Genomic DNA, 23,244 nt, shown 5'->3' on the forward strand with positions numbered 1-23,244 from the left:
GGGCCGGCATGATGCCGGCCCTGTGCTTTCCGGTAGCCGACCAGCGGCTGGCAACGGCGGGGCGCCAGCGGAACGATTTGATTGCAATCAAGGAAGCGCTACAGCGGCTCATTCATCCTGAGCTTGCCCGCACCGGTTGCGACGCAGCCGTTTGAGGTCCGGAACCCACAAACAATGACCAAGGACAAAAGGTTGCCTAGCACAAGCGGTAAATTTACCGTGCACTTGCTCAGTGCGTTTTGCTGAGCACCCTTTGGGTGGGCGGTAACGTTCACCCCTTTAGCCTTGAGGAATAGTTCTAATGAAGAAAATCCTTATCCCGATGCTCGCCCTTGGTGGCGCGCTGACCCTGCAGCCGGCTCTGGCTCAGGACGGTGAAGCGCTGTTCAAGAGCAAGCCCTGCGCGGCCTGCCACAGCGTCGACACCAAGATGGTTGGCCCGGCTCTGAAAGAAGTCGCCGCCAAGAACGCGGGCGTCGAAGGCGCCGCCGACACCCTGGCCCAGCACATCAAGAATGGCAGCCAAGGCGTTTGGGGTCCGATCCCGATGCCGCCAAACCCAGTCACCGAAGAGGAAGCCAAGACCCTCGCCGAGTGGGTTCTTAGCCTCAAGTAAGTCGCCCCGGAGGACGCCATGACAGTTGCCCGACACGCCGTTTCACGTCTGGGGCTGGCCCTGGCGTCCTTTCTCCTGATTCCTCTTTCCCTGGCCGCAGCACCCGCTGCCGAGCGCCAGGCGAAGCTCGACCATCTCTTACTTCAGGACTGTGGCTCCTGCCATGGCCTGCGCATGACTGGCGGCCTCGGCCCCGCGCTGACCCGCGAGGCGCTCGCTGGCAAACCCCGCGACAGTCTCATTGCTACCGTTACCCACGGCCGCCCCGGCACCGCCATGCCCGGCTGGAATGCGCTGCTCGACGAGCAGGACATCGCCTGGCTGGTCGACCGCCTTCTGGAAGGATATCCCAAGCCATGATTCGTCCTTTTCTGCTGCTGGCTGCGGCCGGCCTGCTTGCGGCCTGCGCGCAGCAACCGCTGCGCGGTACCGGTGACCTGGGCGTGGTGGTGGAGCGCGCCACCGGCAGTCTGCAGATCATCGAGAGCACCAACCAGAGCCAGCTTGCCCGTGTCGAGGGGCTGGGCGATCTGTCCCACGCCTCGGTGGTGTTCTCCCGTGATCAGCGTTACGCCTACGTGTTCGGCCGCGATGGCGGGCTGACCAAGGTCGACCTGCTGCGCCAGCGCATCGATCGCCGGGTGATCCAGGGTGGCAACAGCATCGGCGGCGCGATCAGTCAGGACGGCACGCTGATCGCGGTCGGCAACTACGAGCCGGGCGGGGTCAAGGTGTTCAACGCCAATACCCTGGAGCTGGTGGCCGACATTCCCGCCACGCCGCTGGCCGATGGCAGCCGCAATGCCCGCGTCGTCGGCGTGATCGACGTACCCGGTCGGCGCTTCATCTACAGCCTGTTCGATACCGACGAAACCTGGCTGCTGGATTTCAGCCAAGGCAACGAGCCGCAGATTACCCGTTTCGAGGGCATCGGCCGCCAGCCCTACGATGCCCTGCTGACGCCGGAGGGCCGATACTACATCGCCGGCCTGTTCGGCGAGGATGGCATGGCCAAGATCGACCTCTGGCACCCTGAGCGGGGCGTCGAGCGCATTCTCGACGGCTATGGTCGCGGCCAGCAGAAACTGCCGGTCTACAAGATGCCGCACCTGGAAGGCTGGACCGTCGCCGGCAACCAGACCTTCGTGCCCGCGGTCGGCCAGCACCGGGTGCTGGTGATGGATTCCGAGAAGTGGCAACAGACCGACGCCATCGACGTTGCCGGTCAGCCGATCTTCGTCATGGCACGACCGGACGCGCGGCAGATCTGGGTCAACTTCGCCCACCCCGACAACGGCAAGGTACAGGTCATCGATAGCGAGACCCACGAGATCATCGCCGATCTGGAACCGGGCCCGGCCGTGCTGCACATGGAGTTCACCGCCCGCGGCGACCAGCTCTGGCTGTCGGTGCGCGATGGCGAGGAAATCCAGGTCTGGGATCCCTATACCCTGAAGCTGCTCAAGCGACTGCCGGCGCACAGTCCGAGCGGCATCTTCTTCAGCAGCCGCGCCCACGAGACGGGGTTGTGACATGCATATCGACGCACTCAGCCGCCGCCTGATCGACCGCTACCAGCATGGCATGCCGCTGTGTGCCGAACCCTACCGCGCCATGGCCGAGGAGCTTGGCTGCAGCGAGGACGAGGTGCTCGTCTGTCTGGAACAGCTGCAGGACGGCGGTGGCCTGTCGCGCATCGGCCCGGTGTTCGAACACAGCCGTGCCGGCGCCAGCACCCTGGTCGCACTGGCCGTGCCCGAGGCACGCCTGGAGCAGGTGGCTGCACGCATCAATGCCTTTCCCGAGGTCAATCACAACTACCTGCGCGAGCATCGCTACAACCTCTGGTTCGTGCTGACCGGGCCGGATCGCCCGCATATCGACCGGCTGCTGGCCGAGATCGAAGCCGACACCGGGCTCACCCCGCTCGACCTGCCGATGCTGCACGCCTTTCGTATCGACCTTGGCTTTCCGCTGGGAGACCCGTCATGACCGGTTGCCTCAACGAGCTGCAGGCGATGCAGTTGCGTCGCCTGCTCGAGGGCGGCCTGCCGCTGGCTGCACGCCCGTATCAGCGACTCGCCGAGCAGATCGGCAGCGTCGAGGAGCGCGTGCTGGAGCAGATTCAGCGCTGGCAGGAAGAAGGGCTGTTCCGTCGCGTCGGCCTGGTGCTCAAGCATCGCGCGCTGGGTTTTCGCGCCAACGCCATGCTGGTGATGGACATCCCCGATGCGCAGGTCGACGAAATAGGCCGACGACTCGGCCAGGCGGCGGGGGTCAATCTCTGTTATCAGCGCCCGCGACGTTTGCCGCAGTGGCCCTACAACCTGTTCTGCATGGTCCATGGGCGCGAGCGCGAGCAGGTCTGCCAGCTGATCGAGCGCCTGCTGGCCGACAACGGCCTGAGCGATGTGCCGCACCAGCTGCTGTTCAGCACGCGGGCGTTCAAGCAGTGCGGCGGCCGCTTTGCGCCACCGTTGGTGGAGAGCGCCAATGGATGAGTTCGATCGCCAGTTGATCAATCGGCTGCAACATGGCCTGCCGCTGGTTCGTCACCCCTGGGAAGCGCTCGCCGAGGAGCTTGGCAGCACATCCGAGGCCCTGCGCGAGCGGGTACAGGCCTTGCTCGAGGATGGCACGTTGACCCGTTTCGGGCCGATGTTCGATATCGACCGCCTCGGCGGTGCCTTTACCCTGGCTGCGTTATCCGTACCCGAGGAGCGCTTCGACGAGGTCGCCGCGCACCTCACAGCGATGCCAGAGGTTGCGCACAACTATCGCCGTGAGCACCGCTGGAACATGTGGTTCGTGCTCGGCTGCGAAACCCCGCAGGGCATTGCCGAGAGCATTGCGCGCATCGAGGCCGAAACCGGCCTGGCGGTGCTGAATCTGCCGAAAGAGGAAACCTTCCATGTCGGTTTGCACTTCCCCGTCTGATGAAGGCCTGACCCGCCGCCTGATCGAGCTGACCGAGGCCGGGCTGCCGCTGGTGGCCGATCCCTGGGCCTGGCTTGCCGATGAGCTGGGGATCGATGTCGACGCGACGCTCGAACTGCTGCAGCGCCTGCAGGCCGATGGCGCGATCCGGCGGATTGCGGCGATACCCAACCACTACCGCCTCGGCTATCGGCACAATGGCATGACCGTGTGGGATGTCGACGATGACGAAATCGCACGCCTGGGGGCGCTGATCGGCGCGCAGCCCTTCGTCAGCCATTGCTATCGCCGGCCGCGCCAGGAAGGCTGGCCGTACAACCTGTTCGCCATGGTGCACGGGCGCGACGCCAGTGATATCGAGGCCTATCGCAACCAGATCCGCGCGCTGCTCGGCGGTGCCTGTCGGGCGAACGAGATGCTGGTATCCAGCCGCATCCTGAAGAAGACCGGCCTGCGCCTGGCGGGTCAGCGCCGCGCCTGATCTGTCGTCAGCGGCCACGCCGAGGTGCAGTTGCGCACCGTGGCGTGACCGAAAGAGCCGATTGCAGCAGCGAAAACTGGCGCGTCCAAACCGCCTGAATCGCTACAGGCCTTGCCCCGCAAGGCTTTGCGTCCTCCCTCCCATCTCCTCATAAAGCCCTACTGCCACGTTCGGGTTTTTCTTGATTGCCATCAAGCAGGTTTCGATAGGCGCCTTCTTAAACTGGCCACGCCAAGCCATGAGGAGGCGACCATGTCCGAGACCTTCACCAAGGGTATGGCCAGGAATATCTACTTCGGAGGAAGCGTCTTCTTCTTCCTGGTATTCCTCGGTCTTACTTACCACACAGAGCAGACTTTCCCCGAACGCACGAACGAATCGGAAATGACCGAAGCGGTAGTACGCGGCAAGGCAGTCTGGGAAAACAACAACTGCATCGGCTGCCACAGCCTGCTCGGTGAAGGCGCCTACTTCGCGCCGGAGTTGGGCAACGTGTTCGTCCGTCGTGGTGGTGAAGAGGCCTTCAAGCCCTTCCTGCACGCCTGGATGAAGGCCCAGCCACTCGGCGCCCCCGGTCGTCGTGCGATGCCCCAGTTCAATCTGACCGAACAGCAAGTTGACGATATGGCGGAGTTCCTCAAGTGGACTTCGAAGATCGATACCAACAACTGGCCGCCAAACAGGGAGGGTTGATTGATGGACGTCTTTGTTTCCGATTTCACTGGAGGGGCCACGAGATGAGCATCATCAATCCGCATCTCAAATTCCAATCGCAGGCCGTTGCCAAACCCTACTTCGTGTTTGCACTGATCCTGTTTGTCGGTCAGATCCTCTTCGGTCTGATCATGGGGCTGCAGTACGTCATCGGTGACTTCCTGTTCCCGCTGCTGCCCTTCAACGTGGCACGGATGGTTCACACCAACCTGCTGATCGTCTGGTTGCTGTTCGGCTTCATGGGTGCGGCCTACTACCTCATTCCCGAGGAAGCGGACCGCGAACTGCACAGTCCGAAACTGGCCATCATCCTGTTCTGGGTGTTCGCCGCGGCCGGCGTGCTGACCATTCTCGGTTATCTCTTCGTGCCCTATGCAGGGCTGGCGGAAATGACCAAGAACGAACTGCTGCCGACCATGGGGCGCGAGTTCCTCGAGCAGCCGACGATCACCAAGATAGGCATCGTGGTGGTGGCCCTGGGCTTCCTCTACAACGTCGGCATGACCATGCTCAAGGGTCGCAAGACCGTGGTCAGCACGGTGATGATGACCGGTCTGATCGGCCTCGCGGTGTTCTTCCTGTTCTCCTTCTACAACCCCGAGAACTTGGCACGCGACAAGTACTACTGGTGGTTCGTCGTGCACCTGTGGGTGGAAGGCGTGTGGGAACTGATCATGGGTTCGATGCTGGCCTTCGTCCTGATCAAGATCACCGGCGTGGACCGCGAAGTGGTCGAGAAGTGGCTGTACGTGATCATCGCCATGGCTCTGATCACCGGCATCATCGGTACGGGTCACCACTTCTTCTGGATCGGCGCACCGACCGTGTGGCTGTGGCTGGGCTCGATCTTCTCCGCCCTCGAACCGCTGCCGTTCTTCGCCATGGTGCTGTTCTCGCTGAACATGGTTAACCGTCGCCGCCGCGAGCATCCGAACAAGGCCGCTTCGCTGTGGGCCATCGGCACCACCGTGACTGCCTTCCTCGGTGCCGGCGTGTGGGGCTTCCTGCACACCCTGGCTCCGGTGAACTACTACACCCACGGTTCGCAGCTGACTGCCGCACACGGCCACCTGGCCTTCTACGGTGCCTACGCGATGATCGTGATGACCATGATCAGCTACGCCATGCCGCGTCTGCGTGGCCTGGGCGAAGCACCGGATGCACGCGCTCAGCGCATCGAAGTCTGGGGCTTCTGGCTGATGACCATCTCGATGGTCGCGATCACCCTGTTCCTCACCGCAGCCGGCGTGGTGCAGGTGTGGCTGCAGCGGATCCCTGCCGATGGCGCTGCCATGTCGTTCATGAACACCGCTGACCAGCTGGCCATCTTCTTCTGGCTGCGCCTGATCGCCGGGGTGTTCTTCCTGATCGGCCTGGTCTGCTACCTGTACAGCTTCCGCCAGCGCGGTCGGGTACCGGTCGTAGCAGCAGCTGCCGCCGCGGCCTGAGACGAGTCGCAATGAGGATCGACGGCCCGGCTGGTAACAGCGGGCCGTTTTGCTTTTTCAGTGCCTGCACGGAGTAACCGCCATGGCCTTTACCATCGAAGTGGAAGAGTGGGTCGGTAGTGTCTGGCACCGCTTCATCACCCGTCGCGCCAACCCGGATTTTCCGGAAGCACGGGTCGAGCTTGAGAGCATGCAGCGGCCGCTGTCGCTGCTGTTCCGCGCCATGGGCGGCGCCAGCGGGGTCGGCGTCGAAGCCGCCAGCGCGCGCGATCTGCTGCTCAGGCGCAACCTGCTGCAACAGGTCGCCGGGACTTGCAAGCAACTGCCGGTGGCCTGGTGCGACGCCAGCAACCTGCGGCTGCCGCAGAGCCTGGCAGTCTATCCGGAAGTCTCGCTGAACCAGGATCTCTACCGCTGGCTGGCGCTGCTCGCGGCGCAGGCCGGGCCGATGCGCCACTGGGCGCGTGACAACCAGCGCTGGACCCAGGCAATCCTTGAACAGTTTCCGGCCATGCGCCCGCGCTATCAGCGCCTGGTTGAAGCTCATCTGCAGCTGCGCCCGGACCCGAGCCAGCTGCCCAAGGCCGAGGCCGCGCTGGAAGCGGCGCTGTGCCAGGCCCTGCGCGAGCCGGGTAGCGTCAGCCAGTTTCCACGCAGCGAGCGCGCGCCCTGGCCGCTGCCGCTGTGGCTGTATCCGGCCGACAATCTTGGTGAACCCCAGGCCGCCCAGCGCGCCGAAGAGGGCGAGGGCAATTTGGAAACCCCGCCCGGCGGCGAATCGCGCCAGCGCAAGCGCGCCCGGCGGGTGGACGAGAGCTCCAGCAAGGGCGGTCTGCTGCTGTTCCGGCTGGAGAACCTGTTCAGCTGGTCCGAGCACATCGAACTGGATCGCTGCGGCGACGACACCGAAGACCTCGACGCAGCACGTGTCGCCGAGGATCTCGACGAGCTGGCGCTGTCCCGTCAGCGCATGCGCCAGGGCGGCGGGCTCAAGCTCGATCTGGACCTGCCGGCCGCGGATTTCGACGATGTGCCGCTGGGCGAAGGCATCAAGCTGCCCGAGTGGGACTATCGCAAGCAGTGCCTGCAGAAGGATTTCGTCAACCTGCAGCTGATGCTGCCCCGCGGCGCCGAGGCCAAGCCGTTGCCGCTGCACCTGTCGCCGCTGGCGCGGCGTTTGCGTCGGCAGTTCGAGCACCTGCGCAACGACCGCCAGTGGCTGCGCCAGCAACCCCAGGGTTCCGAACTGGACATGCAGGCCTGGCTGGACTTCCACGTCGAGCGGCAGAACGGCCAGTGCGCCGAGCGCGGCCTGTTCATGGAGCAGCGGCAGAATCGCCGCGACCTGGCCTGCCTGCTGCTGGCCGACCTGTCCATGTCCACCGACGCGCACCTGGACAACGAGCACCGGGTGATCGATGTGGTCATCGACAGCCTGCTGCTGTTCGGTGAAGCGCTGTCGGCGGTCGGCGACCCGTTCGCGCTATACGGATTCTCTTCGCTACGTCGCCAGCAGGTGCGCATGCAGGAGCTGAAGAGCTTCCGTCAGCCCTATGGCGACGAAACCCGCGGTCGTATCCAGGCACTCAAGCCTGGCTATTACACCCGCATGGGCGCCGCGATCCGCCAGGCCACCGAGCTGCTCGGCAACTGCAAACAGCGGCGCAAGCTGTTGCTGCTGGTGACCGATGGCAAGCCGAATGACCTGGATCTCTACGAAGGCCGTTACGGCGTCGAAGACACCCGCCAGGCAGTGATGGAAGCACGCAAGCAGGGTCTGCTGCCGTTCTGCATCACCATCGACCGTGAGGCTGGCGACTACCTGCCGTACATGTTCGGCGCCAATGGCTACACGCTGATCAAGGAACCGCAGCAACTGCCGTTCCGCCTGCCGCAGCTGTACAAGCAGCTGACCCAGTCGTAAGCGCAAGGTGACTGGCACGCGACGGTATCGCAGGGTGGATGTCGCTTTCAGCAGCCACCGTGCATACCGCGCGGTGGGTGGCCACCCCGTGGATCGGTAAGACGCGATCCACCCTACGACCGACGGGATTCGGTGAGTAGGCGGGTGGGGTGGCATGTAGGGTGGGTGTCGCTTTTCACATACACCGTGCACACCGTTCGGTGGGTCTGTGGATCGGTGAGCCGCGATCCACCCTACGACCGACGAGGGTTCGTCGGGCAGGTGGGTGGCGTGTAGGGTGGATGTCGCTTTTCACATCCACCGTGCATATCGATCGGTGGTTCGATGGATCGGTGGATCGGTGGATCGGTGGATCGGTGAAGCGTGATCCACCCTACGGCTATGCCTTGTCGGGAAGGCCATCAGAACAGATAGCGCGGCAACCAGACGATCATCACCGCGCAGAAGATGCTCAGACCGATGCAGAACCACAGGAAGCGCCGTTGCCGGCGCTCCGGTGCACTGTCGGCGTGTTCCGGCAGCGGCATGCCGCAGTTGCTGCATTCGGCTTCGTTCGGCGGGTTGTCCTGTTGGCAGTACAGGCATCTGGGCATGGCGGTTTCCTCTTGGTCGGTAGAGCCTGACACGGTGGGAAAACCGCGGGCTTTGACGACAATCAACTCACTCGAACTGCTCGAGCCGCTGGCGATCGAGGATGGCGATCTGCCGACCTTCCTGGGTAATGATGCCCTCGTCGATCAGCCGGCGGATGATCCGTGAAAAAGTTTCCGGCTGGATCGACAGGTGCCCGGCGACCAGCTGCTTGGCCATCGGCAGTTCGAAGCTGTTGCCTTCATCTTTCGCGCGCGCCAGTTGCGTCAGTAGATAGCGCACCACGCGGTGCGTGGCGTTTTTCAGCGACAGCGTCTCGATCTCGTTGATGCGCTGGTGCAAACGCACGCAGAGCTTGCCGAGCAGGGCGAAGGTCAGGCGCTGGTTGGCTTCCAGCAGACGCATGTAGGCCGCGTTGGAGAAGCGATAGACCTGGGACGGGCAAACCGCCTGGGCCGAGGCCACGTAGTTGGGGGTATCCATCAGCATCATGGCTTCGGCGAAGGTCTGGCGGTTGCCGATGACCTCGAAGACCTTCTCCTGACCGTCCGGTGTCAGGCGGTAGACCTTCACCGCGCCGGAGATGACGAAGTAGAAGTGGTGTGCCGGCTCGCCCTGATGGAACAGGTTGTCGCCCTTGTCGAGATTGAGCAGCTGGCTGGCATTGAGCAGCTCTTCCATCTGCTCTTCGTTCAGCGGTTCGAACAGGTGGTGACTGCGGAGGATCTGGTGGTGTACGCGGTGAAGCACCATGCAAGGCGTCCTGTTTCAATTGAACAATGACAACAAACGTCGGCCTTCAGCCTAGCGCATGTGGTGAGGATGGCGCAGGCCAGACCTTGATGATCGTCAAGGTCGGACCGATAAGGGGTGGTAGCTGTTCACAAGATCAATGCAAATGGGCGACGAAGCCCGCACGCCATACCGGCTCGGCGAAGATCCGTGGATAGCGTTCGAGTGCGTCGAAGATCCGTTGCAGGCCTTGCTCGCGCTGCTCGGTTTCCGACAGGGCTTCGGCGCCCTTGAGCAGGTCGATCAGCAGGCCGTGCAATGCCGCATCAGCCGCTTCCGGCAGCTGGCAGTTGGCGATCAGGTAGCTGGTGGCCGCCTCGATATCGCGCTGCAACGCCGCGGCTGACTCGTCGCTGAGTGGCTGCCGTGGATCGCTCGGCGTGCTGCGTTGCGCGGCCTCGTGAATCCGCGTCATGCCTTCGCGCAAGGCTTCGTCGGTGGCCCAGCGCTCGGCCGGCGTGGATTGATTCGCAGCGGCCGGGGCATGGTGGCTGTGGTCGTGGCCAGTCGCCGCGTGGGCCGTGCTGACAACCATGCTCAGTGCGAAATTGCTGGCCAGGGCAACGACGGAGGCCATTGCCACACCCCAGGCGATCGGTTGCAGATACTGCTTCATGGACGGACCTCCTCGGCGCTTTCGGTGGCCTGCACGGTGGGTATTCGCGCAGGCGCCTCGGCATTGCGGAACAGTACGTTGTTCTCCAGATGGATGTGTTGCATCAGATCGCTGCGCATTTCCTCCAGTCCGCGATACAGGGCGCGCCAGGTATTGCAGGCATTGGCCGGCGGGGTAATGTCATTGGTCAGCGCCGCCAGCCGCTCCAGCGCGTTGCCATGCTCCTGATGCTCATAGCGCATGACCGATATCGGCCCCTGCGCCTGCGGGAAGCCCATGCCGCGCTGCAGCATCGGGAAGAGGATCTGCTCCTCCTTGAGCATGTGACTCTCCAGCTCCTGCTGCATGTTCCACAGGTGCTCGGCCAGGCCGTTGGGGCACTCCGGGCGGCTGCCATGCACCTGCTCGACCCGGCTGGCCAGACGAATCAGCTCGGGGAACTGGTCGCGATGGCGCTCGTGAAAACGCGCCAGGATGTACTCAATCAGCTGGCCGGCCGGCACGGTACGCCAGTCCTGTTCCTCGGCGTTCGGCTCGAGCGCAAGCAGCGCAGCGGCGATGGTTTCCGGATCGACGCCGATCCGCTGTGCAGCTTCGCGCAGCGGTAGGTCTCCGCCGCAGCAGAAGTCCAGGCGATATTGACGAAATACCCGTGTTGCACCCGCCACGGAGCATGCGAGGTTGCCGAGAGTCTGGTCGATAAGTGCGGTAGTCATGCGCAACAGTCCTGGTGAATGTATCGGGACCATCGCAACAGACGTGCCAAGCGGGGAGCGGCGCAAACTGCCGACTTCGGCAGGTTGGTGGTGAAAAACACCCGAAGCGGTTATGGTGAGGAAAACCCGGAGGGTAACTGGAACCATGATGCTGGCTGACGCACTGCTTGCCGACCTGACCACCGAACTGCCCAACGCCGTGCGTCTGCAGCGGCTGGTGCACACCCTGCAACAACGCTTCCGCTGCGGTGCGGTGGTGCTGCTGCGGCTCGACGAGGACAGCCTGCGGCCGTTGGCGGCGGTGGGGTTGGTGCAAGAAGCGCTCGGCCGGCGTTTCGTCATTGCCCAGCACCCGCGGCTGGCGGCGATTCTCTCGCAGCGCGAGCCGACCTGGTTCGAGCCGGACAGCCGCCTGCCGGACCCTTACGACGGCCTGCTCGATGCGCATATCGGCGAACCGCTGCCAGTGCACGATTGCATGGGTGTCAGCCTCTACGTCGAGGGCAAGCTGTGGGGCGCGCTGACCCTGGATGCGCTGCACGCCGGCACCTTCGATGACGATGCCCGACGCGACCTGCAGCGTTACACCCTGGTGATCGAGGCCGCCGTTCGCGTGACCCGTCTGGAGCACGAGAACCGCGGCTTGCGCCTGGCGCGCAGCGATGTGATGGAAACCACGCTTGATCACGGTGATGGCGAAATCCTCGGTCAGAGCGATGTCATCCGCGAGCTGCTGCGTGAATTGCAGGTGGTCGCCGACTCGGAGCTGCCGGTGTTGCTGCTCGGCGAGACCGGTGTCGGCAAGGAGCTTTTCGCACGCTGGCTGCATCGGCATTCGCGGCGGCGCAACAAGCCGCTGGTGCACGTAAACTGCGCGGCACTGCCGGAGTCCCTGGCTGAAAGCGAACTGTTCGGCCACGTCAAAGGTGCGTTCTCTGGTGCCACCACTGATCGTCCCGGTCGTTTCGATGCCGCCAATGGCGGCACGCTGCTGCTCGATGAGGTCGGCGAGCTGCCGTTGACGGTGCAGGCCAAGCTGCTGCGTACGCTGCAGAACGGTGAAATCCAGCGCCTTGGCGCGGACAAGCCGCGTCAAGTCGATGTCCGCATCATCGCCGCGACCAACCGCAACCTGCGCGAAAGCGTGCGCGACGGCCATTTCCGGGCCGATCTCTATCATCGGCTGTCGGTTTATCCGGCACCAATTCCACCCTTGCGTGAGCGAGGCAACGATGTGCTGATCCTTGCCGGGCACTTCCTCGAGCTCAACCGCGCGCGTCTGGGCCTGCGCAGCATGCGCCTGTCGCCGGCCGCCGAGCGTGCGTTGCTCGGTTATTCCTGGCCAGGCAACGTGCGTGAACTGGAGCACGTGGTCAGTCGCGCGGCGTTGCGCCTGCTCAGTCGCGGCGCGTCGCGCAGTGAAATCCTCACGCTGGAGCCTGACCTGCTGGACCTGGACAGTCATGCCGTCGGCGTGACGGCTTCACAGGTGGTCGAGGAACCAGTGATTGCCGACGAGGTGCTGCCGCTGCGCCACACTGTGGATGCCGCCCAGCGTCAGGCCATTGTCCGTGCGCTGGAGGCCAGCGGCGAGAACTGGGCGCAGGCTGCACGTCTGCTGGATGTCGACCCTAGCAACCTGCACAAACTGGCACGACGACTGAAGCTCAAGTAGCGCCCGTCGGCCCGCGAGAGTCGCGAAGGCCGCACCATGGTCTAACCTCACATCACCACTTGAGGAGAGCCTAATGGCCCTGGACCAGAACCAATTCGAAGCGCTGCTCAGCGAGGCGCAGACCTTTGCCGAGCGGGCTGTCAGCGAAAACAATCCGCTGCACTACCGTGACGCCTTCGCCGCGAGCCTCAAGGCCATTCGCTTGCTGGGCGAGGAGTCTGGTGCGTGGCGGCAGATGGTTGCTCGCGCCACCGAGGAGTTCGAGGGCGACGAAGGCATCTGAGCCAGCAACGGCGCTGCCGGCGCATGTCCCGCTGCTGCGTTTCGTCGCAGTCGCGACGTCCGACCAATCTTGACCCCTATCAATGCTGGCCACTGGTCAGCTGCCTAGACTGCCGGCTGTTTTCCGTTCAGCCGAACGACCGCCACGCCATCGGTGCGTGGCGCGCATGTACCCGAATGTCTAGGAGTTGTCATGCACCTGGTCTGCCCGGCAGGAAGCCTGCCCGCGCTCAAGGCCGCCGTCCAGCAGGGCGCCGATGCCATCTATGTCGGATTTCGCGACGACACCAATGCCCGCCATTTCGCCGGTCTAAACCTGGATGAAAAGCAGCTCGACAAGGGGCTGCAGCTGATTCGCGAGAAGGGCCGACAGCTGTATATCGCCGTCAATACTTACGCCGAGCCGGAGGGCTGGAACCGCTGGCAGCGTGCCGTCGATCAGGCCGCCGACATGGGCGTCGATGCGCTGATCGCGGCCGACCCCGGCGTGCTCGGCTATGCCAGCAAGCGCCACCCCAAACTCAATCTGCATCTGTCGGTACAAGGCTCGGCAACCAATGCCGCCGCGCTGGGTTTCTATCAGGAGCGTTACGGCATCAGCCGCGCGGTGCTGCCGCGGGTGCTCTCGCTCAAGCAGGTCAAGCAGGTCGCGGCAAGCAGCCCGGTGCCGATCGAAGTGTTTGCCTTTGGCAGCCTGTGCATCATGGCCGAAGGTCGTTGCCACCTGTCTTCCTATCTCACCGGCGAATCACCCAACCTCTGCGGCGTCTGTTCGCCGGCCAAGGCGGTGCGCTGGAGCGAGGAGCCGGAAGGACTCACTTCACGCCTGAACAACGTACTGATCGACCGCTACGCCGAAGGCGAGTCGGCCGGTTATCCGACACTGTGCAAAGGTCGCTTCATGGTCAATGGCCAGCGTTTCCATGCGCTGGAGGAGCCGACCAGCCTGAACACTCTGGATCTGATTCCGGAGCTTTCCGCCATCGGCGTCACCGCGATGAAGATCGAGGGCCGCCAGCGCAGCCCCGCCTATGTCGAGCAGGTCACCCGCGTCTGGCGCGCCGCGCTGGACAGCTACCTCAAGGCACCGCAGCGCTATGCGGTCGAACCCGGTTGGCGGCAGGTGCTGGATGGCCTTTCCGAAGGCTCGCAAACCACTCTGGGTGCCTACCACCGGGCCTGGCAATGAACGAGGAGCCACGCATGAAACTCTCTCTCGGCCCGGTGCTGTTCTACTGGGATCGCCAGCAGACGCTGGATTTCTACGCGAACATGGCGGAGCAGCCGCTGGATGTCATCTACCTCGGTGAAACGGTGTGCTCCAAGCGCCGCGCGCTGATGCTCGACGACTGGCTGGGCCTGGCCCGTGATCTGGCGGAAGCCTCGTCGGCACAACTGGTGCTGTCCGGCCTGACGCTGGTCGAGGCGGCTTCTGAGCTGTCCAGCCTGCGCCGTCTGTGCGACAACGGCGAACTGCTGGTGGAAGCCAACGACATGGGCGCGGTGCAGCTGATGTCCGAGCGCAAGCTGCCCTTCGTCGGTGGCCCGGCGCTCAACCTCTACAACGGCCATGCCTTGGCCGAACTGGTGGCCAGTGGCATGAGCCGCTGGGTGCCGCCGGTGGAAGCCTCCGGCAAGTTGATCAAGAGTGCCCGGGCGCAGCTGATGGAGCTCGACGTTCCACTGCCGGAGATCGAAATCTTCGCCTACGGCCATCTGCCGCTGGCCTATTCGGCGCGCTGCTTCACCGCCCGTGCCGAGAATCGGCCCAAGGATGATTGCCAGTTCTGCTGCCAGAACTACCCCGAGGGCATTCCGCTGCTGAGCCAGGAGGGCGAGGCGCTGTTCACCATCAACGGTATCCAGACCATGTCCGCGGCGGTCAGCAACCTGCTGGCCGACTATGCGGGGCTGGTCGACAGTGGTGCCGACCTGCTGCGTCTGAGCCCGCGTGCCGCCGGCATGGAAGATGTAATCGCTGCCTTCGATGCGGTGCGCAAAGGCGCACTGCCGCCGCTGGCGGTGGATGGCTGCAATGGTTATTGGCATGGCCAGCCGGGCATGCTGCGTGCCGAGGAGGCCGGATTATGCTGAACCCACGAGCTCATCTGGTGAATCTTGGCGGGCGGTTATTGCCGCTGGCGGCCAAGACGCCGTTCCTGTTGCAGCGCCTGGCGCTGGAGCGCAGCCTGAATCAGGTTTTCGCCGAAGCGCTGAGCGACGGTGCCTTCGATGTACTCGATGGCCACTGGATGAAGCTCGAGGTTGCTGACCTCGGTCTCGCCTGGTGCCTGACCTGTGAGCGCGAGCAGCTGCGCATCGCCGCGCAGGCGCCAGTGGAGGTGACCATCCGCGGCAACTGGCGGGAGTTCCTCCTGCTGGCCAGCCGTCAGGAGGACCCGGACACGCTGTTCTTCCGCCGCCGGCTGGTCATCGAGGGCGACACCGAGCTGGGTCTGGCGATCAAGAACCTGATCGACAGCCTGGACCCCGATACCTTGCCGGGCTGGCTGTGGAAGCTGTTGCAGGGGGCCGGTGAGGAAGTCGCTGCAGCCGGTCGGGCGCAAGCAGCAGGCGCCTGACACAGCGGTTTGCTGGCGCCGAGTAAAGCTGCTGCTTTTCTTCTTTGGTCGAACCACGCGCTGCGCCTCAGGGCGGGGCGCTGGGGTTGGATTCCATGTAGATGCATGGAGGTCGGTGGCGAGCGCTGCGTCCCGTCACATTGGGCTAAGCGCATCGCGCTGCCGTTGGTTCCAGCTATGTCAACCGACGTGCATCTGCATGCGGTCGCTGGCAATGATGTCCTTCATGTCCTCGAACAGCGCGGTGATCTCTTCCTCGCTGCAGTCTTCCCGATAGCGTTTGCGCAGCCCGTAGCTGCTGAGAGTGATGTGCACGTCCGGAATGACGCCATGCTGTGCCAGACAGGCGCGAGCGCAGTGCATCGGGCAGCCGTCGATAGCCAGGATCGGCCGGCCGGAATTGGCCTTCTTCACCAGTGCAGCGACGCGACCGCCTACCCCGGCGATGCACGACATTTCCGCCAGTCCGGCACGGTCGAGGCGCACCGCCAGGGTGTTGGCCAGTTGAGCGACATTCGAACAACCGGAGCAGGAATAGACCAAGGGCAGGGGCGTGGTGGGGATCATCGCGTTCTCCTGGCAGTGGTGTGATGCGGGCTGTTGAGGGCGCGCGGGTAGCCGACTTCGACAGCCATCAAGAATGACGAACAGCTGTACCGCAGCTCACTCGTCATAGGCGGCGAGCTTGCGGTTATCGAGAATCTCGATGCGCCGGCGCTGGACGGAAATGGTTCCGGCATCGATCAGCCGATGCAGGATGCGCGAGAAGGTTTCCGGCTGGATACCGAGCTTCGATGCGATCAGCCGTTTGGGCACGTCGAGCATCACCACGCCACTGTCATCCTGCTGCGATTGCGCGAGAAAGCGCACCACGCGATGGCTGGCATTGGCCAGGGTCAGCGTGTCGATCTCGGTCATGCGCTGGTGCAGGCGGATGCTCAGGGTGGCGAGAATGTCCAGGCAGATGTCCGGGTGCTGTTCGAGAATGCGCCGGTAATGCGGGCCGTTCAGGCTCGCCACCAGGCTGGCCTTGAGTGCTGTCGCGCTGACCGGGTAACTGGGTGTGCCCTTGAACAGCAGGGCTTCGGCAAAGGATTCTCCGGCACGCATCACCTCGACCAGCTTTTCCTGGCCGTCGCAAACAACGCGGTGCAGCTTGATCTGTCCGCTGAACAGGAAATAGAAGCGGTCGGCCTTGTCGCCCTGATGAAACAGCGACGCCCCGGCCGGCAGGCGCTTCAGGTTGGCAGAGGTACACACCTCCTGTAGCGCAGCCTCGGGCAGTCGGCTGAACAGATGGTGGCGGCGCAGCTCGGCCACCAGGGTTTTTTCGGTGAGCATGTGTCCTCCCCCGGACTGAACCGGGTTTTATCAGCCTGCATCCTAGGAGGCAGGCATCCGGCGCTTCCTTGATCAGGGACAAGTCTGCCTGTCATGGCAGGTGAGGGCCGTTTGGCAGTCGCTTGGGCAGGCTTGACGTTGGTCAATTCGGTAACTGGGTTACGCCTCTAAAGTCACACCATATTGTGTTTGTTCTGAAAAAATACACTACATATGGTTATGGAGGCGTTGATGCCCAGGCAGGCAGAAGTGGCAAAACCGGTTTCGCTGCGCAAGCGTGACGGACGGTTGGCAGCATTCGAAGTGGACAAGATCGCCCGTGCGATCGCCGCCGCTGGCGCGGCGACCGGCGAGTTCGAGGCCGCAGTAGCGCACGCGCTGGCCGAGGCCGTCCGCCTGCCACTGGCGCATCGCACAGCGGTCGAAGTCGAGCAGGTGCAGGATGGTGTCGAGCGCGCGCTGATGGCGGCCGGCTATTTCGATACCGCGCGTGCCTACATCGTTTACCGCGAACGCCATGCGCGGCTGCGCCGCGATCGCAAGGCGGTGGTTGACGTGGCGACCTCTATGAACGAGTACCTCTCCCGCGAAGACTGGCGAGTACGCGCCAACGCCAACCAGGGCTATTCGCTCGGCGGGCTGATCCTCAACGTGTCGGGCAAGGTTACTGCCAACTACTGGCTGGACGAGGTCTACAGCCCCGCAATCGGCACCGCGCATCGCGAAGGCGATCTGCATATCCATGATCTGGACATGCTCGCCGGCTACTGCGCGGGCTGGTCGCTGCGCACGCTGCTCAATGAAGGCTTCAACGGCATTCCCGGGCGAGTCGAGGCCGGCCCGCCGAAGCACCTGTCCAGCGCGCTGGGGCAGATGGTCAACTTCCTTGGCACGCTGCAGAACGAGTGGGCCGGCGCGCAGGCATTCAGCAGCTTCGATACCTATCTCGCGCCGTTCGTGCGCAAGGACCGGCTGGGTTTTGACGAGGTGCGCCAGGCGATCCAGGAGTTCATCTACAACCTCAACGTGCCGTCGCGCTGGGGCACGCAGACGCCGTTCACCAATCTGACCTTCGACTGGGTGTGCCCGGAAGACCTGCGCGAGCAGATTCCCTATATCGGTGGCGAGGAAATGCCCTTCGCTTACGGCGAGCTGCAGGCCGAGATGGAGCTGATCAACCGCGCCTATATAGAAGTGATGCAGGCCGGTGACGGCCTCGGTCGGGTGTTCACCTTCCCGATCCCGACCTACAACATTACCCACGACTTCCCCTGGGACAGCGAGAACGCCGAGCGCCTGTTCGAGATGACCGCGCGCTACGGGCTGCCGTACTTCCAGAACTTCCTCAACTCGGACATGCAGCCGAATCAGGTGCGCTCGATGTGCTGCCGCCTGCAGCTGGATGTGCGCGAGCTGCTCAAGCGTGGCGGCGGGCTGTTCGGTTCGGCCGAGCAGACCGGTTCGCTCGGTGTGGTAACGGTGAACTGCGCGCGGCTGGGCTATCTCTATCGTGGCGACAAGGCGGCGCTGCTCGAGCAGCTGGATGTGCTGCTCGACATGGCGCGGCAGAGTCTGGAGGTCAAGCGCAAGGTCATCCAGCATCACATGGACGCCGGTCTCTATCCGTACACCAAGCGTTACCTCGGCACGCTGCGCAATCACTTCTCCACCATCGGTGTGAACGGCCTGCACGAGATGGTGCGCAACTTCACCGACGACACCGAAGGGCTGCAGACCGCTGCCGGCCGGGCGCTGGCGATCGAGGTGCTCGACCATGTGCGCGCACGGCTGGTGCAGTTCCAGGAAGACACCGGGCACCTCTACAACCTCGAGGCGACGCCGGCCGAAGGCACCACCTATCGCTTCGCCAAGGAAGACCGCAAGCGCTTCCCCGACATCCTCCAGGCGGGTTCGGCCGAGGCGCCGTACTACACCAACTCCTCGCAGCTACCCGTCGGTTTCACCGACGACCCCTTCGAGGCGCTGGAGCTGCAGGACGAGCTGCAGTGCAAGTACACCGGCGGCACCGTGCTGCACCTCTATATGGCCGAGCAGATTTCCTCGGCCGAGGCCTGCAAGAAGCTGGTGCGCAATGCGCTGTCGCGTTTCCGCCTGCCCTACCTGACGGTAACGCCGACGTTCTCGATCTGCCCGGTGCACGGCTATCTGGCCGGCGAACACGAGTTCTGCCCGAAGTGCGATGAGGCACTGCTGCACAAGCAGCAAGCCGAAGCGGCCCTGGCCGTCTGATCTGCGATCCCATGTCACGCCGCCCCAAGAGGTGCGGCGCCGCATACTTAACCCTCAGCAAAAGGAGCGTCACCATGAACCCAGCCAGCCAACTGCCCCAGGACCAGCGCCAGCGTTGCGAAGTCTGGACTCGCGTGATGGGCTATCACCGCCCGGTTACCGCGTTCAACCCGGGCAAGCAGTCCGAGCATCGCGAGCGCCTGCATTTCACTGAAGCAGCGGCGCGGTGACCGCAGCACTTCGCGTCGGGGGGCTGGTCCCCCTGACCACGCTGGACTTCCCCGACCATCTGGCCTGTGTGTTGTTCTGCCAGGGTTGCGGCTGGCGCTGCCGCTACTGCCACAACCCGCAGCTGATCCCGGCCTGTGGCAACGAGGAAAAGCCCTGGTCGGAGATCCTCGCCTTCCTCGAACAACGCGTCGGCCTGCTCGAGGCGGTGGTGTTCAGTGGTGGCGAGCCGACCCTGCAGACCGCGTTACCCGAGGCGATCGCCCAGGTGCGGGCGCTGGGCTACAAGGTTGGCCTGCACAGTGCCGGCATCAAGCCGAAGCTGTTCGCCAGCATCCTGCCGCTGGTGGATTGGGTCGGTTTCGATATCAAGGCGCTACCCGAGCACAGCACGGCGATCACCGGTGTGGATGGCAGCGGCAAGGCCAACTGGAAGAGCCTCGAGCATCTGCTGGAAAGTGGCGTCGAGCACGAGTGCCGGACCACCGTGCACTGGCAGCTGTTCGACGCCGATACGTTGTGGGACATGGCGCAGCGCCTGCGCCGGCTGGGTGTCGAACGCTTCGCCGTGCAGTGCGTGCGCACCGCGCGCATGCTCGACGACAACCTCGCCGAAAGCCGCGCACCCTACGACCAGCAGCGCCTGTGGGAGCGCCTGGATCGACTGTTCCCATCCTTCGTGCTGCGTGGATAGAGCCGTGCGGGGTGCCGCACCGGGCACCCCATTCAACCCCTGATCGGCGTCAGCTCCAACCCCAGAACTGCAGCCACCAGCCATAGCCCACCAGTGCGCAGCCTGCGTTGACGCAGGCGAACGCCAGCAGTCGGCGCAGGCCGTTGCCGCCGTGACGGCTGATTACGTTCCAGGCCAGGTACAGACTCCATGCCACGGCACCGATCAGCAGTGCAGCGCGAGCCGGCTGTGCCCAGGCGAGCAGGAAGCCTTCGTAGCGCAGCAGCTTCACCGTGGTGGCGGAAAGGCCGAGGAACAGCCCGGCGCCGCCCAGCGGCACCAGTGCCAGTGCCAGGTGCTGGAATACGTTGTCGCCACGGCGCATCACCCGCACGGCGGCACGCAGCAGCAGCCACAGCGCGCCACCGACGAGCAACGAGGCGCCGAAGATATAGGTGAGGATCGCCGCACCATCGAGCCAGGTGAAGGCATCGTTGGCCTGCGGATAGTGGGTCAGCAGCCACCAGGGCGCGTTGGCTTCCAGCGGCCAGAAGATGTCGCGGTCCACCAGCCATTCCGCCGCGGCCTGCTTGAGGGTGATGAACCAGGGACTGACCGTCCACTGGAAGGCGCCCATGGCCAGGCCGATCATGCCAAACAGCAGCAGCGTGCTGTCCCAGTGATCGCTTTGCTGCTGACCGCCGACGATAAGGATTTCCGAATTGGGCGAGCGGGCGCTTAGCTGCACTGCGCCGCGCTGGCTGCTGCAGCGGCCGCACGCGTGGCAATCGGAGTTGCCCTGCATGCGGCGGATGTCGATCAGCGGGGCGCAGTTGGGCGTCGGCAGGTGCGGTTCACGATTCTCCAGCCAGCGCTGCTCATCGACCTTGTAGTGCACCGGTGCCAGCCGGGCGAGCAGGGCGAACACGCCGCTGACCGGGCAAAGATGGCGACACCAGACGCGCTTGCCGCGCCCGTAGAGAAAGCCCACCAGCATCGCCGCGACGGTGGAGCCACCGAGGATCAGCAGTGCCGCCTGGGCATAGTCATAGACGCTGATCAGCTGGCCGTAGACGGTGGTGAGGATGAAGGCGATGGTCGGCCAGCCGCTCCAGCGTACCCAGCGCGGCGTGCGTTTGTTCAGCCCGCGCCAGCTGATCCATTCGCTGAGCGAGCCTTCGGGGCAGAGCACGCCGCACCAAAGACGGCCGAAGAAGATCATCGACAGCAGCACGAAGGGCCACCACAGGCCCCAGAAGATGAACTGCGCCAGTACCGTCAGGTTGTCGAGCATGCCGGCCTGGGCCGGCGGCAGATCGAGGAAGGCGGGAATCACCAGCAGCGTCAGATAGAAGCCAACCACCAGCCATTGCAGCGTGCGAATGGCCTTTGCATGTTGGCGCAGCAGATCACCGAGTCGCGCCAGCCACGGCGCCTGGGCGATCATGCCGGCCTCGCAGCGAGCTGCACCTGTGCCCGGGGTTTGAGCCAGGCCCATGCGGCGAGCCAGTACAGGCCCAGAACCACTGCGGCTGCCAGCGAAGGCATCGACCGATAGCCGGTGAGACCGGCGATGGTGCCGCCCAACGCGCCGCCGTCATCCAGCAAGGCTGAGGTATCCCAGAGCGGATCGCCGAACACGGTGTAAAGCACTTCCGGTACATCCATGCCCATCAGCTGGCCGCTGAAACGATCCAGCGCAGCCATCAGCAACGCGCCACCGAGCAGCAGCAACATCACCTCGCTGATCTGGAAGAAGCGCCGCCAGCTGACGTAGCGACTGCCGGCCTGCAACGCGGCATAGCTGAGCAGAGCGAGAGCGAAGCCGAGCACACCGCCGATGACGAAACGGGTGAGGTCCAGCCCTTGCTGCTGGTTACCGATGCCATAGAGGAACACCACCGTCTCGCTGCCTTCACGACCGACGGCGAGCATGGCCAGCAGCAATAGGCCGAAGCCGCTGCCCTGGCTGAGCTTTTCCGCGGCGCTGTTCTGCAGGCTGGTCTTCAGCGTGCGGCCATGCTGGTGCATCCAGCCGACCATGTGCAGGATCAGCATGCTGGCTACCAGCAGCATCGCGCACTGGAACCATTCGCCACCGCTACCGGCCAGCCAGTCGCCGGCCTGCAGTACACCCCAGCCCAGCGCGGCAGCCAAGCCGAGGCCGGCAGCGACACCGGCCCAGAGCATGCGCAGCGCATTACCCGCCCCCGGTTGCTGGCGCAGCCAGGCGTGCAGGATGCCGATGACCAGCAGGGCCTCGACGCTTTCGCGCCAAACGATGAACATGGATTGGCCCATGGATGTGCTCCTTTTACTACTTGGCGATGATCTCGCCTTCGGGAAGATCCATATGGAATTCGTCGAAGAACGGATAGCGGCCCGGCTTCAGCGGGTGGATCACGACGAAGGAGGTCACGCCGGGTGACAGCACCTTCTCGACGCGCAATGGCGTGCTTTCGAATTCGGTCGGTCCGCTGCCGGCGTTGTGCACGATGATCTTGAAGCGCTGGCGGGCCGGGACTTCAATGGTTGCTGGCTCGAAGTGGCCGTCACGAATGGTCAGCTCGTACGTCGGCAGCGCTGCCTGAGCCGGACCTGCGAGCCCGAACAGCAGCGGCAGCACGCCGAGCAGCGCTTGCCCGGCGCGACGCATCAGTAGCCCCCTTTCTTGCCGATGCCGGCGTAGGTGAACTCGTAGTTCAGCTCGCAGCCTTCGAACCAGGGGGCGACGCCGGTTTCCTTGTCGGTGTGGCGACCGAACATGTTGTGGCCCGAGCCCGGCGGCAGGATCTTGTAGGTCAGCTGGTATTTGCCCGGGCCGAGCAGCTTGATGTTGTCGCCGTAGTGCGGCCCATCGTTGGCCACCATCGGATGGAATTCGCCTTCGATCACCTCGTCGGAGCCCTTCTTGCGCAGGGTGTAGTGAATGCTCAGGTAGGGCACGAAGCTGCCTTCCTGCCAGCCGTTGCGGTTGTCTTCGGTGGCGCTGATATCGGCTTCCAGGTGCACGTCGGACTCGGCGGCGGCGCGCATCATGCCCGGCGGGTCCATTTCGACCGGCTGCAGATACACCGCGCCGACCTCCATGCCGCCGCACTGTTGCGGTTCGCCGATGGGGTATTCCTTCGCCTGGGCGAGCGGGGTGAGCAGCAGGGTGGTGATGGCCAGGGTGGCGGGGATGCGCATTGAAGCCTCCGGAAAAGCAGAAAAGGGCGGAGAGAAGATCGCACTTGCGCCTCCGAATGATAATGATTCGCGTCAATTTCCCAAGAAATATTTTGTTACCGGTGGCTGTATGCAAATCCGAATGCCACTACAAGCCGCTGCTCGCGGGGGCTGTAGCGGAGCTGCGACCGGTCGTCACAGTGCGGCTGG

General features: G+C 64.1%; 28 protein-coding genes. 18 read left to right on the forward strand and 10 right to left on the reverse strand.

Annotated features, from left to right (window positions below):
• Positions 1-301: 301 nt before the first annotated feature.
• From PSEST_RS04010 to PSEST_RS04055, 10 genes are all read left to right on the forward strand, one after another.
• The gene (locus PSEST_RS04010) at positions 302-616 is read left to right on the forward strand and encodes a c-type cytochrome (protein ID WP_015275758.1); all 315 of its coding nucleotides are present in this window, start codon (positions 302-304) and stop codon (positions 614-616) included.
• A gap of 18 nt (positions 617-634) precedes the next feature.
• Positions 635-976 (forward strand): c-type cytochrome, encoded by a 342-nt coding sequence (locus PSEST_RS04015; RefSeq protein WP_015275759.1) that lies wholly within the window; start codon positions 635-637, stop codon positions 974-976.
• Positions 973-2,148: a cytochrome D1 domain-containing protein gene (locus tag PSEST_RS04020; RefSeq protein ID WP_015275760.1), complete on the forward strand. Its 1,176-nt coding sequence runs from the start codon at positions 973-975 to the stop codon at positions 2,146-2,148. The genes PSEST_RS04015 and PSEST_RS04020 overlap by 4 nt, the downstream gene beginning before the upstream one ends.
• Before the next feature lies 1 nt (position 2,149).
• On the forward strand, positions 2,150-2,608 hold the full coding sequence (locus tag PSEST_RS04025) for an Lrp/AsnC family transcriptional regulator (RefSeq protein WP_015275761.1): 459 nt from the start codon (positions 2,150-2,152) through the stop codon (positions 2,606-2,608).
• Complete coding sequence (locus PSEST_RS04030; RefSeq protein WP_015275762.1) at positions 2,605-3,117, forward strand: Lrp/AsnC family transcriptional regulator; 513 nt, start codon at positions 2,605-2,607, stop codon at positions 3,115-3,117. The genes PSEST_RS04025 and PSEST_RS04030 overlap by 4 nt, the downstream gene beginning before the upstream one ends.
• Positions 3,110-3,553, forward strand: a complete 444-nt coding sequence (locus PSEST_RS04035) for an Lrp/AsnC family transcriptional regulator (protein WP_015275763.1) — start codon at positions 3,110-3,112, stop codon at positions 3,551-3,553. The genes PSEST_RS04030 and PSEST_RS04035 overlap by 8 nt, the downstream gene beginning before the upstream one ends.
• The gene (locus tag PSEST_RS04040) at positions 3,528-4,034 is read left to right on the forward strand and encodes an Lrp/AsnC family transcriptional regulator (protein WP_015275764.1); all 507 of its coding nucleotides are present in this window, start codon (positions 3,528-3,530) and stop codon (positions 4,032-4,034) included. Before PSEST_RS04035 ends, PSEST_RS04040 begins: the two co-directional genes overlap by 26 nt.
• 252 nt (positions 4,035-4,286) lie before the next feature.
• Positions 4,287-4,727: a c-type cytochrome gene (locus PSEST_RS04045; RefSeq protein ID WP_014819180.1), complete on the forward strand. Its 441-nt coding sequence runs from the start codon at positions 4,287-4,289 to the stop codon at positions 4,725-4,727.
• A gap of 44 nt (positions 4,728-4,771) precedes the next feature.
• Positions 4,772-6,196 carry a cbb3-type cytochrome c oxidase subunit I gene (locus tag PSEST_RS04050; protein WP_015275765.1) on the forward strand — a complete coding sequence of 475 codons (1,425 nt, stop codon included), beginning with the start codon at positions 4,772-4,774 and terminating at the stop codon, positions 6,194-6,196.
• A gap of 82 nt (positions 6,197-6,278) precedes the next feature.
• A complete protein-coding gene (locus PSEST_RS04055) occupies positions 6,279-8,120 on the forward strand; it encodes a nitric oxide reductase activation protein NorD (RefSeq protein WP_015275766.1) in 1,842 nt (613 codons plus the stop codon).
• 401 nt (positions 8,121-8,521) lie between these two features.
• Here the strand turns inward: PSEST_RS04055 and PSEST_RS04060 are convergent, their stop codons facing one another.
• The 4 genes from PSEST_RS04060 to ytfE all read right to left on the reverse strand — a co-directional run bounded on the left by PSEST_RS04060 (position 8,522) and on the right by ytfE (position 10,835).
• Entirely contained in the window at positions 8,522-8,713 is a 192-nt protein-coding gene (locus tag PSEST_RS04060; RefSeq protein WP_015275767.1) for a hypothetical protein, read from the reverse strand.
• A gap of 67 nt (positions 8,714-8,780) precedes the next feature.
• A complete protein-coding gene (locus PSEST_RS04065) occupies positions 8,781-9,464 on the reverse strand; it encodes a Crp/Fnr family transcriptional regulator (RefSeq protein WP_015275768.1) in 684 nt (227 codons plus the stop codon).
• Between the two features lie 136 nt (positions 9,465-9,600).
• Positions 9,601-10,119: a hypothetical protein gene (locus PSEST_RS04070; RefSeq protein ID WP_015275769.1), complete on the reverse strand. Its 519-nt coding sequence runs from the start codon at positions 10,117-10,119 to the stop codon at positions 9,601-9,603.
• Positions 10,116-10,835 carry an iron-sulfur cluster repair protein YtfE gene (gene ytfE, locus PSEST_RS04075; RefSeq protein ID WP_015275770.1) on the reverse strand — a complete coding sequence of 240 codons (720 nt, stop codon included), beginning with the start codon at positions 10,833-10,835 and terminating at the stop codon, positions 10,116-10,118. Before ytfE ends, PSEST_RS04070 begins: the two co-directional genes overlap by 4 nt.
• Positions 10,836-10,983: 148 nt before the next feature.
• Here ytfE and norR point away from each other — a divergent pair, with 148 nt between their 5' ends.
• From norR to ubiT, 5 genes are all read left to right on the forward strand, one after another.
• Positions 10,984-12,510: a nitric oxide reductase transcriptional regulator NorR gene (gene norR / locus PSEST_RS04080; protein WP_041756455.1), complete on the forward strand. Its 1,527-nt coding sequence runs from the start codon at positions 10,984-10,986 to the stop codon at positions 12,508-12,510.
• 73 nt (positions 12,511-12,583) lie between these two features.
• Positions 12,584-12,793: a hypothetical protein gene (locus PSEST_RS04085; RefSeq protein ID WP_015275772.1), complete on the forward strand. Its 210-nt coding sequence runs from the start codon at positions 12,584-12,586 to the stop codon at positions 12,791-12,793.
• A 192-nt stretch (positions 12,794-12,985) separates the two neighbouring features.
• Positions 12,986-13,981 carry a ubiquinone anaerobic biosynthesis protein UbiU gene (gene ubiU, locus PSEST_RS04090; protein WP_015275773.1) on the forward strand — a complete coding sequence of 332 codons (996 nt, stop codon included), beginning with the start codon at positions 12,986-12,988 and terminating at the stop codon, positions 13,979-13,981.
• 14 nt (positions 13,982-13,995) lie between these two features.
• Complete coding sequence (locus tag PSEST_RS04095) at positions 13,996-14,886, forward strand: U32 family peptidase (protein WP_015275774.1); 891 nt, start codon at positions 13,996-13,998, stop codon at positions 14,884-14,886.
• Positions 14,880-15,374, forward strand: a complete 495-nt coding sequence (gene ubiT / locus PSEST_RS04100) for a ubiquinone anaerobic biosynthesis accessory factor UbiT (protein ID WP_015275775.1) — start codon at positions 14,880-14,882, stop codon at positions 15,372-15,374. Before PSEST_RS04095 ends, ubiT begins: the two co-directional genes overlap by 7 nt.
• 180 nt (positions 15,375-15,554) lie before the next feature.
• On the opposite strand, the gene PSEST_RS04105 is transcribed toward ubiT, so the two are convergent.
• Together PSEST_RS04105 and PSEST_RS04110 are read right to left on the reverse strand one after the other, a co-directional pair.
• Entirely contained in the window at positions 15,555-15,941 is a 387-nt protein-coding gene (locus tag PSEST_RS04105; RefSeq protein ID WP_015275776.1) for a putative zinc-binding protein, read from the reverse strand.
• A 96-nt stretch (positions 15,942-16,037) separates the two neighbouring features.
• A complete protein-coding gene (locus PSEST_RS04110; RefSeq protein ID WP_015275777.1) occupies positions 16,038-16,715 on the reverse strand; it encodes a Crp/Fnr family transcriptional regulator in 678 nt (225 codons plus the stop codon).
• A 231-nt stretch (positions 16,716-16,946) separates the two neighbouring features.
• On the opposite strand from PSEST_RS04110, the gene PSEST_RS04115 reads away from it, so the two are divergent.
• From PSEST_RS04115 to PSEST_RS04125, 3 genes are all read left to right on the forward strand, one after another.
• Positions 16,947-18,965 carry a ribonucleoside triphosphate reductase gene (locus PSEST_RS04115; protein WP_015275778.1) on the forward strand — a complete coding sequence of 673 codons (2,019 nt, stop codon included), beginning with the start codon at positions 16,947-16,949 and terminating at the stop codon, positions 18,963-18,965.
• A gap of 74 nt (positions 18,966-19,039) precedes the next feature.
• Positions 19,040-19,195, forward strand: a complete 156-nt coding sequence (gene nrdD / locus PSEST_RS04120; RefSeq protein WP_003279708.1) for an anaerobic ribonucleoside-triphosphate reductase — start codon at positions 19,040-19,042, stop codon at positions 19,193-19,195.
• On the forward strand, positions 19,192-19,887 hold the full coding sequence (locus PSEST_RS04125) for an anaerobic ribonucleoside-triphosphate reductase activating protein (protein WP_015275779.1): 696 nt from the start codon (positions 19,192-19,194) through the stop codon (positions 19,885-19,887). The genes nrdD and PSEST_RS04125 overlap by 4 nt, the downstream gene beginning before the upstream one ends.
• A 49-nt stretch (positions 19,888-19,936) precedes the next feature.
• Here the strand turns inward: PSEST_RS04125 and PSEST_RS04130 are convergent, their stop codons facing one another.
• The 4 genes from PSEST_RS04130 to PSEST_RS04145 are packed head-to-tail and all read right to left on the reverse strand — an operon-like array spanning position 19,937 to position 23,055.
• Complete coding sequence (locus tag PSEST_RS04130) at positions 19,937-21,313, reverse strand: 4Fe-4S binding protein (RefSeq protein WP_015275780.1); 1,377 nt, start codon at positions 21,311-21,313, stop codon at positions 19,937-19,939.
• Positions 21,310-22,167, reverse strand: coding sequence for an FTR1 family iron permease (locus PSEST_RS04135; RefSeq protein ID WP_015275781.1), 858 nt, complete (start codon positions 22,165-22,167; stop codon positions 21,310-21,312). Before PSEST_RS04135 ends, PSEST_RS04130 begins: the two co-directional genes overlap by 4 nt.
• 16 nt (positions 22,168-22,183) lie before the next feature.
• A complete protein-coding gene (locus PSEST_RS04140; RefSeq protein WP_015275782.1) occupies positions 22,184-22,522 on the reverse strand; it encodes a cupredoxin domain-containing protein in 339 nt (112 codons plus the stop codon).
• Entirely contained in the window at positions 22,522-23,055 is a 534-nt protein-coding gene (locus PSEST_RS04145; protein WP_015275783.1) for an iron transporter, read from the reverse strand. Before PSEST_RS04145 ends, PSEST_RS04140 begins: the two co-directional genes overlap by 1 nt.
• Positions 23,056-23,244: the final 189 nt, after the last annotated feature.

This window comes from Stutzerimonas stutzeri RCH2, assembly GCF_000327065.1.
GTDB lineage: Bacteria > Pseudomonadota > Gammaproteobacteria > Pseudomonadales > Pseudomonadaceae > Stutzerimonas > Stutzerimonas stutzeri_AE.

Excerpts from the sequence above, each read along its gene's own strand:
- PSEST_RS04010 (WP_015275758.1), top strand. The coding sequence starts at position 302 with ATGAAGAAAATCCTTATCCCGATGCTCGCCCTTGGTGGCGCGCTGACC.
- PSEST_RS04015 (WP_015275759.1), top strand. The coding sequence starts at position 635 with ATGACAGTTGCCCGACACGCCGTTTCACGTCTGGGGCTGGCCCTGGCG.
- PSEST_RS04020 (WP_015275760.1), top strand. The coding sequence starts at position 973 with ATGATTCGTCCTTTTCTGCTGCTGGCTGCGGCCGGCCTGCTTGCGGCC.
- PSEST_RS04025 (WP_015275761.1), top strand. The coding sequence starts at position 2,150 with ATGCATATCGACGCACTCAGCCGCCGCCTGATCGACCGCTACCAGCAT.
- PSEST_RS04030 (WP_015275762.1), top strand. The coding sequence starts at position 2,605 with ATGACCGGTTGCCTCAACGAGCTGCAGGCGATGCAGTTGCGTCGCCTG.
- PSEST_RS04035 (WP_015275763.1), top strand. The coding sequence starts at position 3,110 with ATGGATGAGTTCGATCGCCAGTTGATCAATCGGCTGCAACATGGCCTG.
- PSEST_RS04040 (WP_015275764.1), top strand. The coding sequence starts at position 3,528 with ATGTCGGTTTGCACTTCCCCGTCTGATGAAGGCCTGACCCGCCGCCTG.
- PSEST_RS04045 (WP_014819180.1), top strand. The coding sequence starts at position 4,287 with ATGTCCGAGACCTTCACCAAGGGTATGGCCAGGAATATCTACTTCGGA.
- PSEST_RS04050 (WP_015275765.1), top strand. The coding sequence starts at position 4,772 with ATGAGCATCATCAATCCGCATCTCAAATTCCAATCGCAGGCCGTTGCC.
- PSEST_RS04055 (WP_015275766.1), top strand. The coding sequence starts at position 6,279 with ATGGCCTTTACCATCGAAGTGGAAGAGTGGGTCGGTAGTGTCTGGCAC.
- PSEST_RS04060 (WP_015275767.1), bottom strand. The coding sequence starts at position 8,713 with ATGCCCAGATGCCTGTACTGCCAACAGGACAACCCGCCGAACGAAGCC.
- PSEST_RS04065 (WP_015275768.1), bottom strand. The coding sequence starts at position 9,464 with ATGGTGCTTCACCGCGTACACCACCAGATCCTCCGCAGTCACCACCTG.
- PSEST_RS04070 (WP_015275769.1), bottom strand. The coding sequence starts at position 10,119 with ATGAAGCAGTATCTGCAACCGATCGCCTGGGGTGTGGCAATGGCCTCC.
- ytfE (WP_015275770.1), bottom strand. The coding sequence starts at position 10,835 with ATGACTACCGCACTTATCGACCAGACTCTCGGCAACCTCGCATGCTCC.
- norR (WP_041756455.1), top strand. The coding sequence starts at position 10,984 with ATGCTGGCTGACGCACTGCTTGCCGACCTGACCACCGAACTGCCCAAC.
- PSEST_RS04085 (WP_015275772.1), top strand. The coding sequence starts at position 12,584 with ATGGCCCTGGACCAGAACCAATTCGAAGCGCTGCTCAGCGAGGCGCAG.
- ubiU (WP_015275773.1), top strand. The coding sequence starts at position 12,986 with ATGCACCTGGTCTGCCCGGCAGGAAGCCTGCCCGCGCTCAAGGCCGCC.
- PSEST_RS04095 (WP_015275774.1), top strand. The coding sequence starts at position 13,996 with ATGAAACTCTCTCTCGGCCCGGTGCTGTTCTACTGGGATCGCCAGCAG.
- ubiT (WP_015275775.1), top strand. The coding sequence starts at position 14,880 with ATGCTGAACCCACGAGCTCATCTGGTGAATCTTGGCGGGCGGTTATTG.
- PSEST_RS04105 (WP_015275776.1), bottom strand. The coding sequence starts at position 15,941 with ATGATCCCCACCACGCCCCTGCCCTTGGTCTATTCCTGCTCCGGTTGT.
- PSEST_RS04110 (WP_015275777.1), bottom strand. The coding sequence starts at position 16,715 with ATGCTCACCGAAAAAACCCTGGTGGCCGAGCTGCGCCGCCACCATCTG.
- PSEST_RS04115 (WP_015275778.1), top strand. The coding sequence starts at position 16,947 with ATGCCCAGGCAGGCAGAAGTGGCAAAACCGGTTTCGCTGCGCAAGCGT.
- nrdD (WP_003279708.1), top strand. The coding sequence starts at position 19,040 with ATGAACCCAGCCAGCCAACTGCCCCAGGACCAGCGCCAGCGTTGCGAA.
- PSEST_RS04130 (WP_015275780.1), bottom strand. The coding sequence starts at position 21,313 with ATGATCGCCCAGGCGCCGTGGCTGGCGCGACTCGGTGATCTGCTGCGC.
- PSEST_RS04135 (WP_015275781.1), bottom strand. The coding sequence starts at position 22,167 with ATGGGCCAATCCATGTTCATCGTTTGGCGCGAAAGCGTCGAGGCCCTG.
- PSEST_RS04140 (WP_015275782.1), bottom strand. The coding sequence starts at position 22,522 with ATGCGTCGCGCCGGGCAAGCGCTGCTCGGCGTGCTGCCGCTGCTGTTC.
- PSEST_RS04145 (WP_015275783.1), bottom strand. The coding sequence starts at position 23,055 with ATGCGCATCCCCGCCACCCTGGCCATCACCACCCTGCTGCTCACCCCG.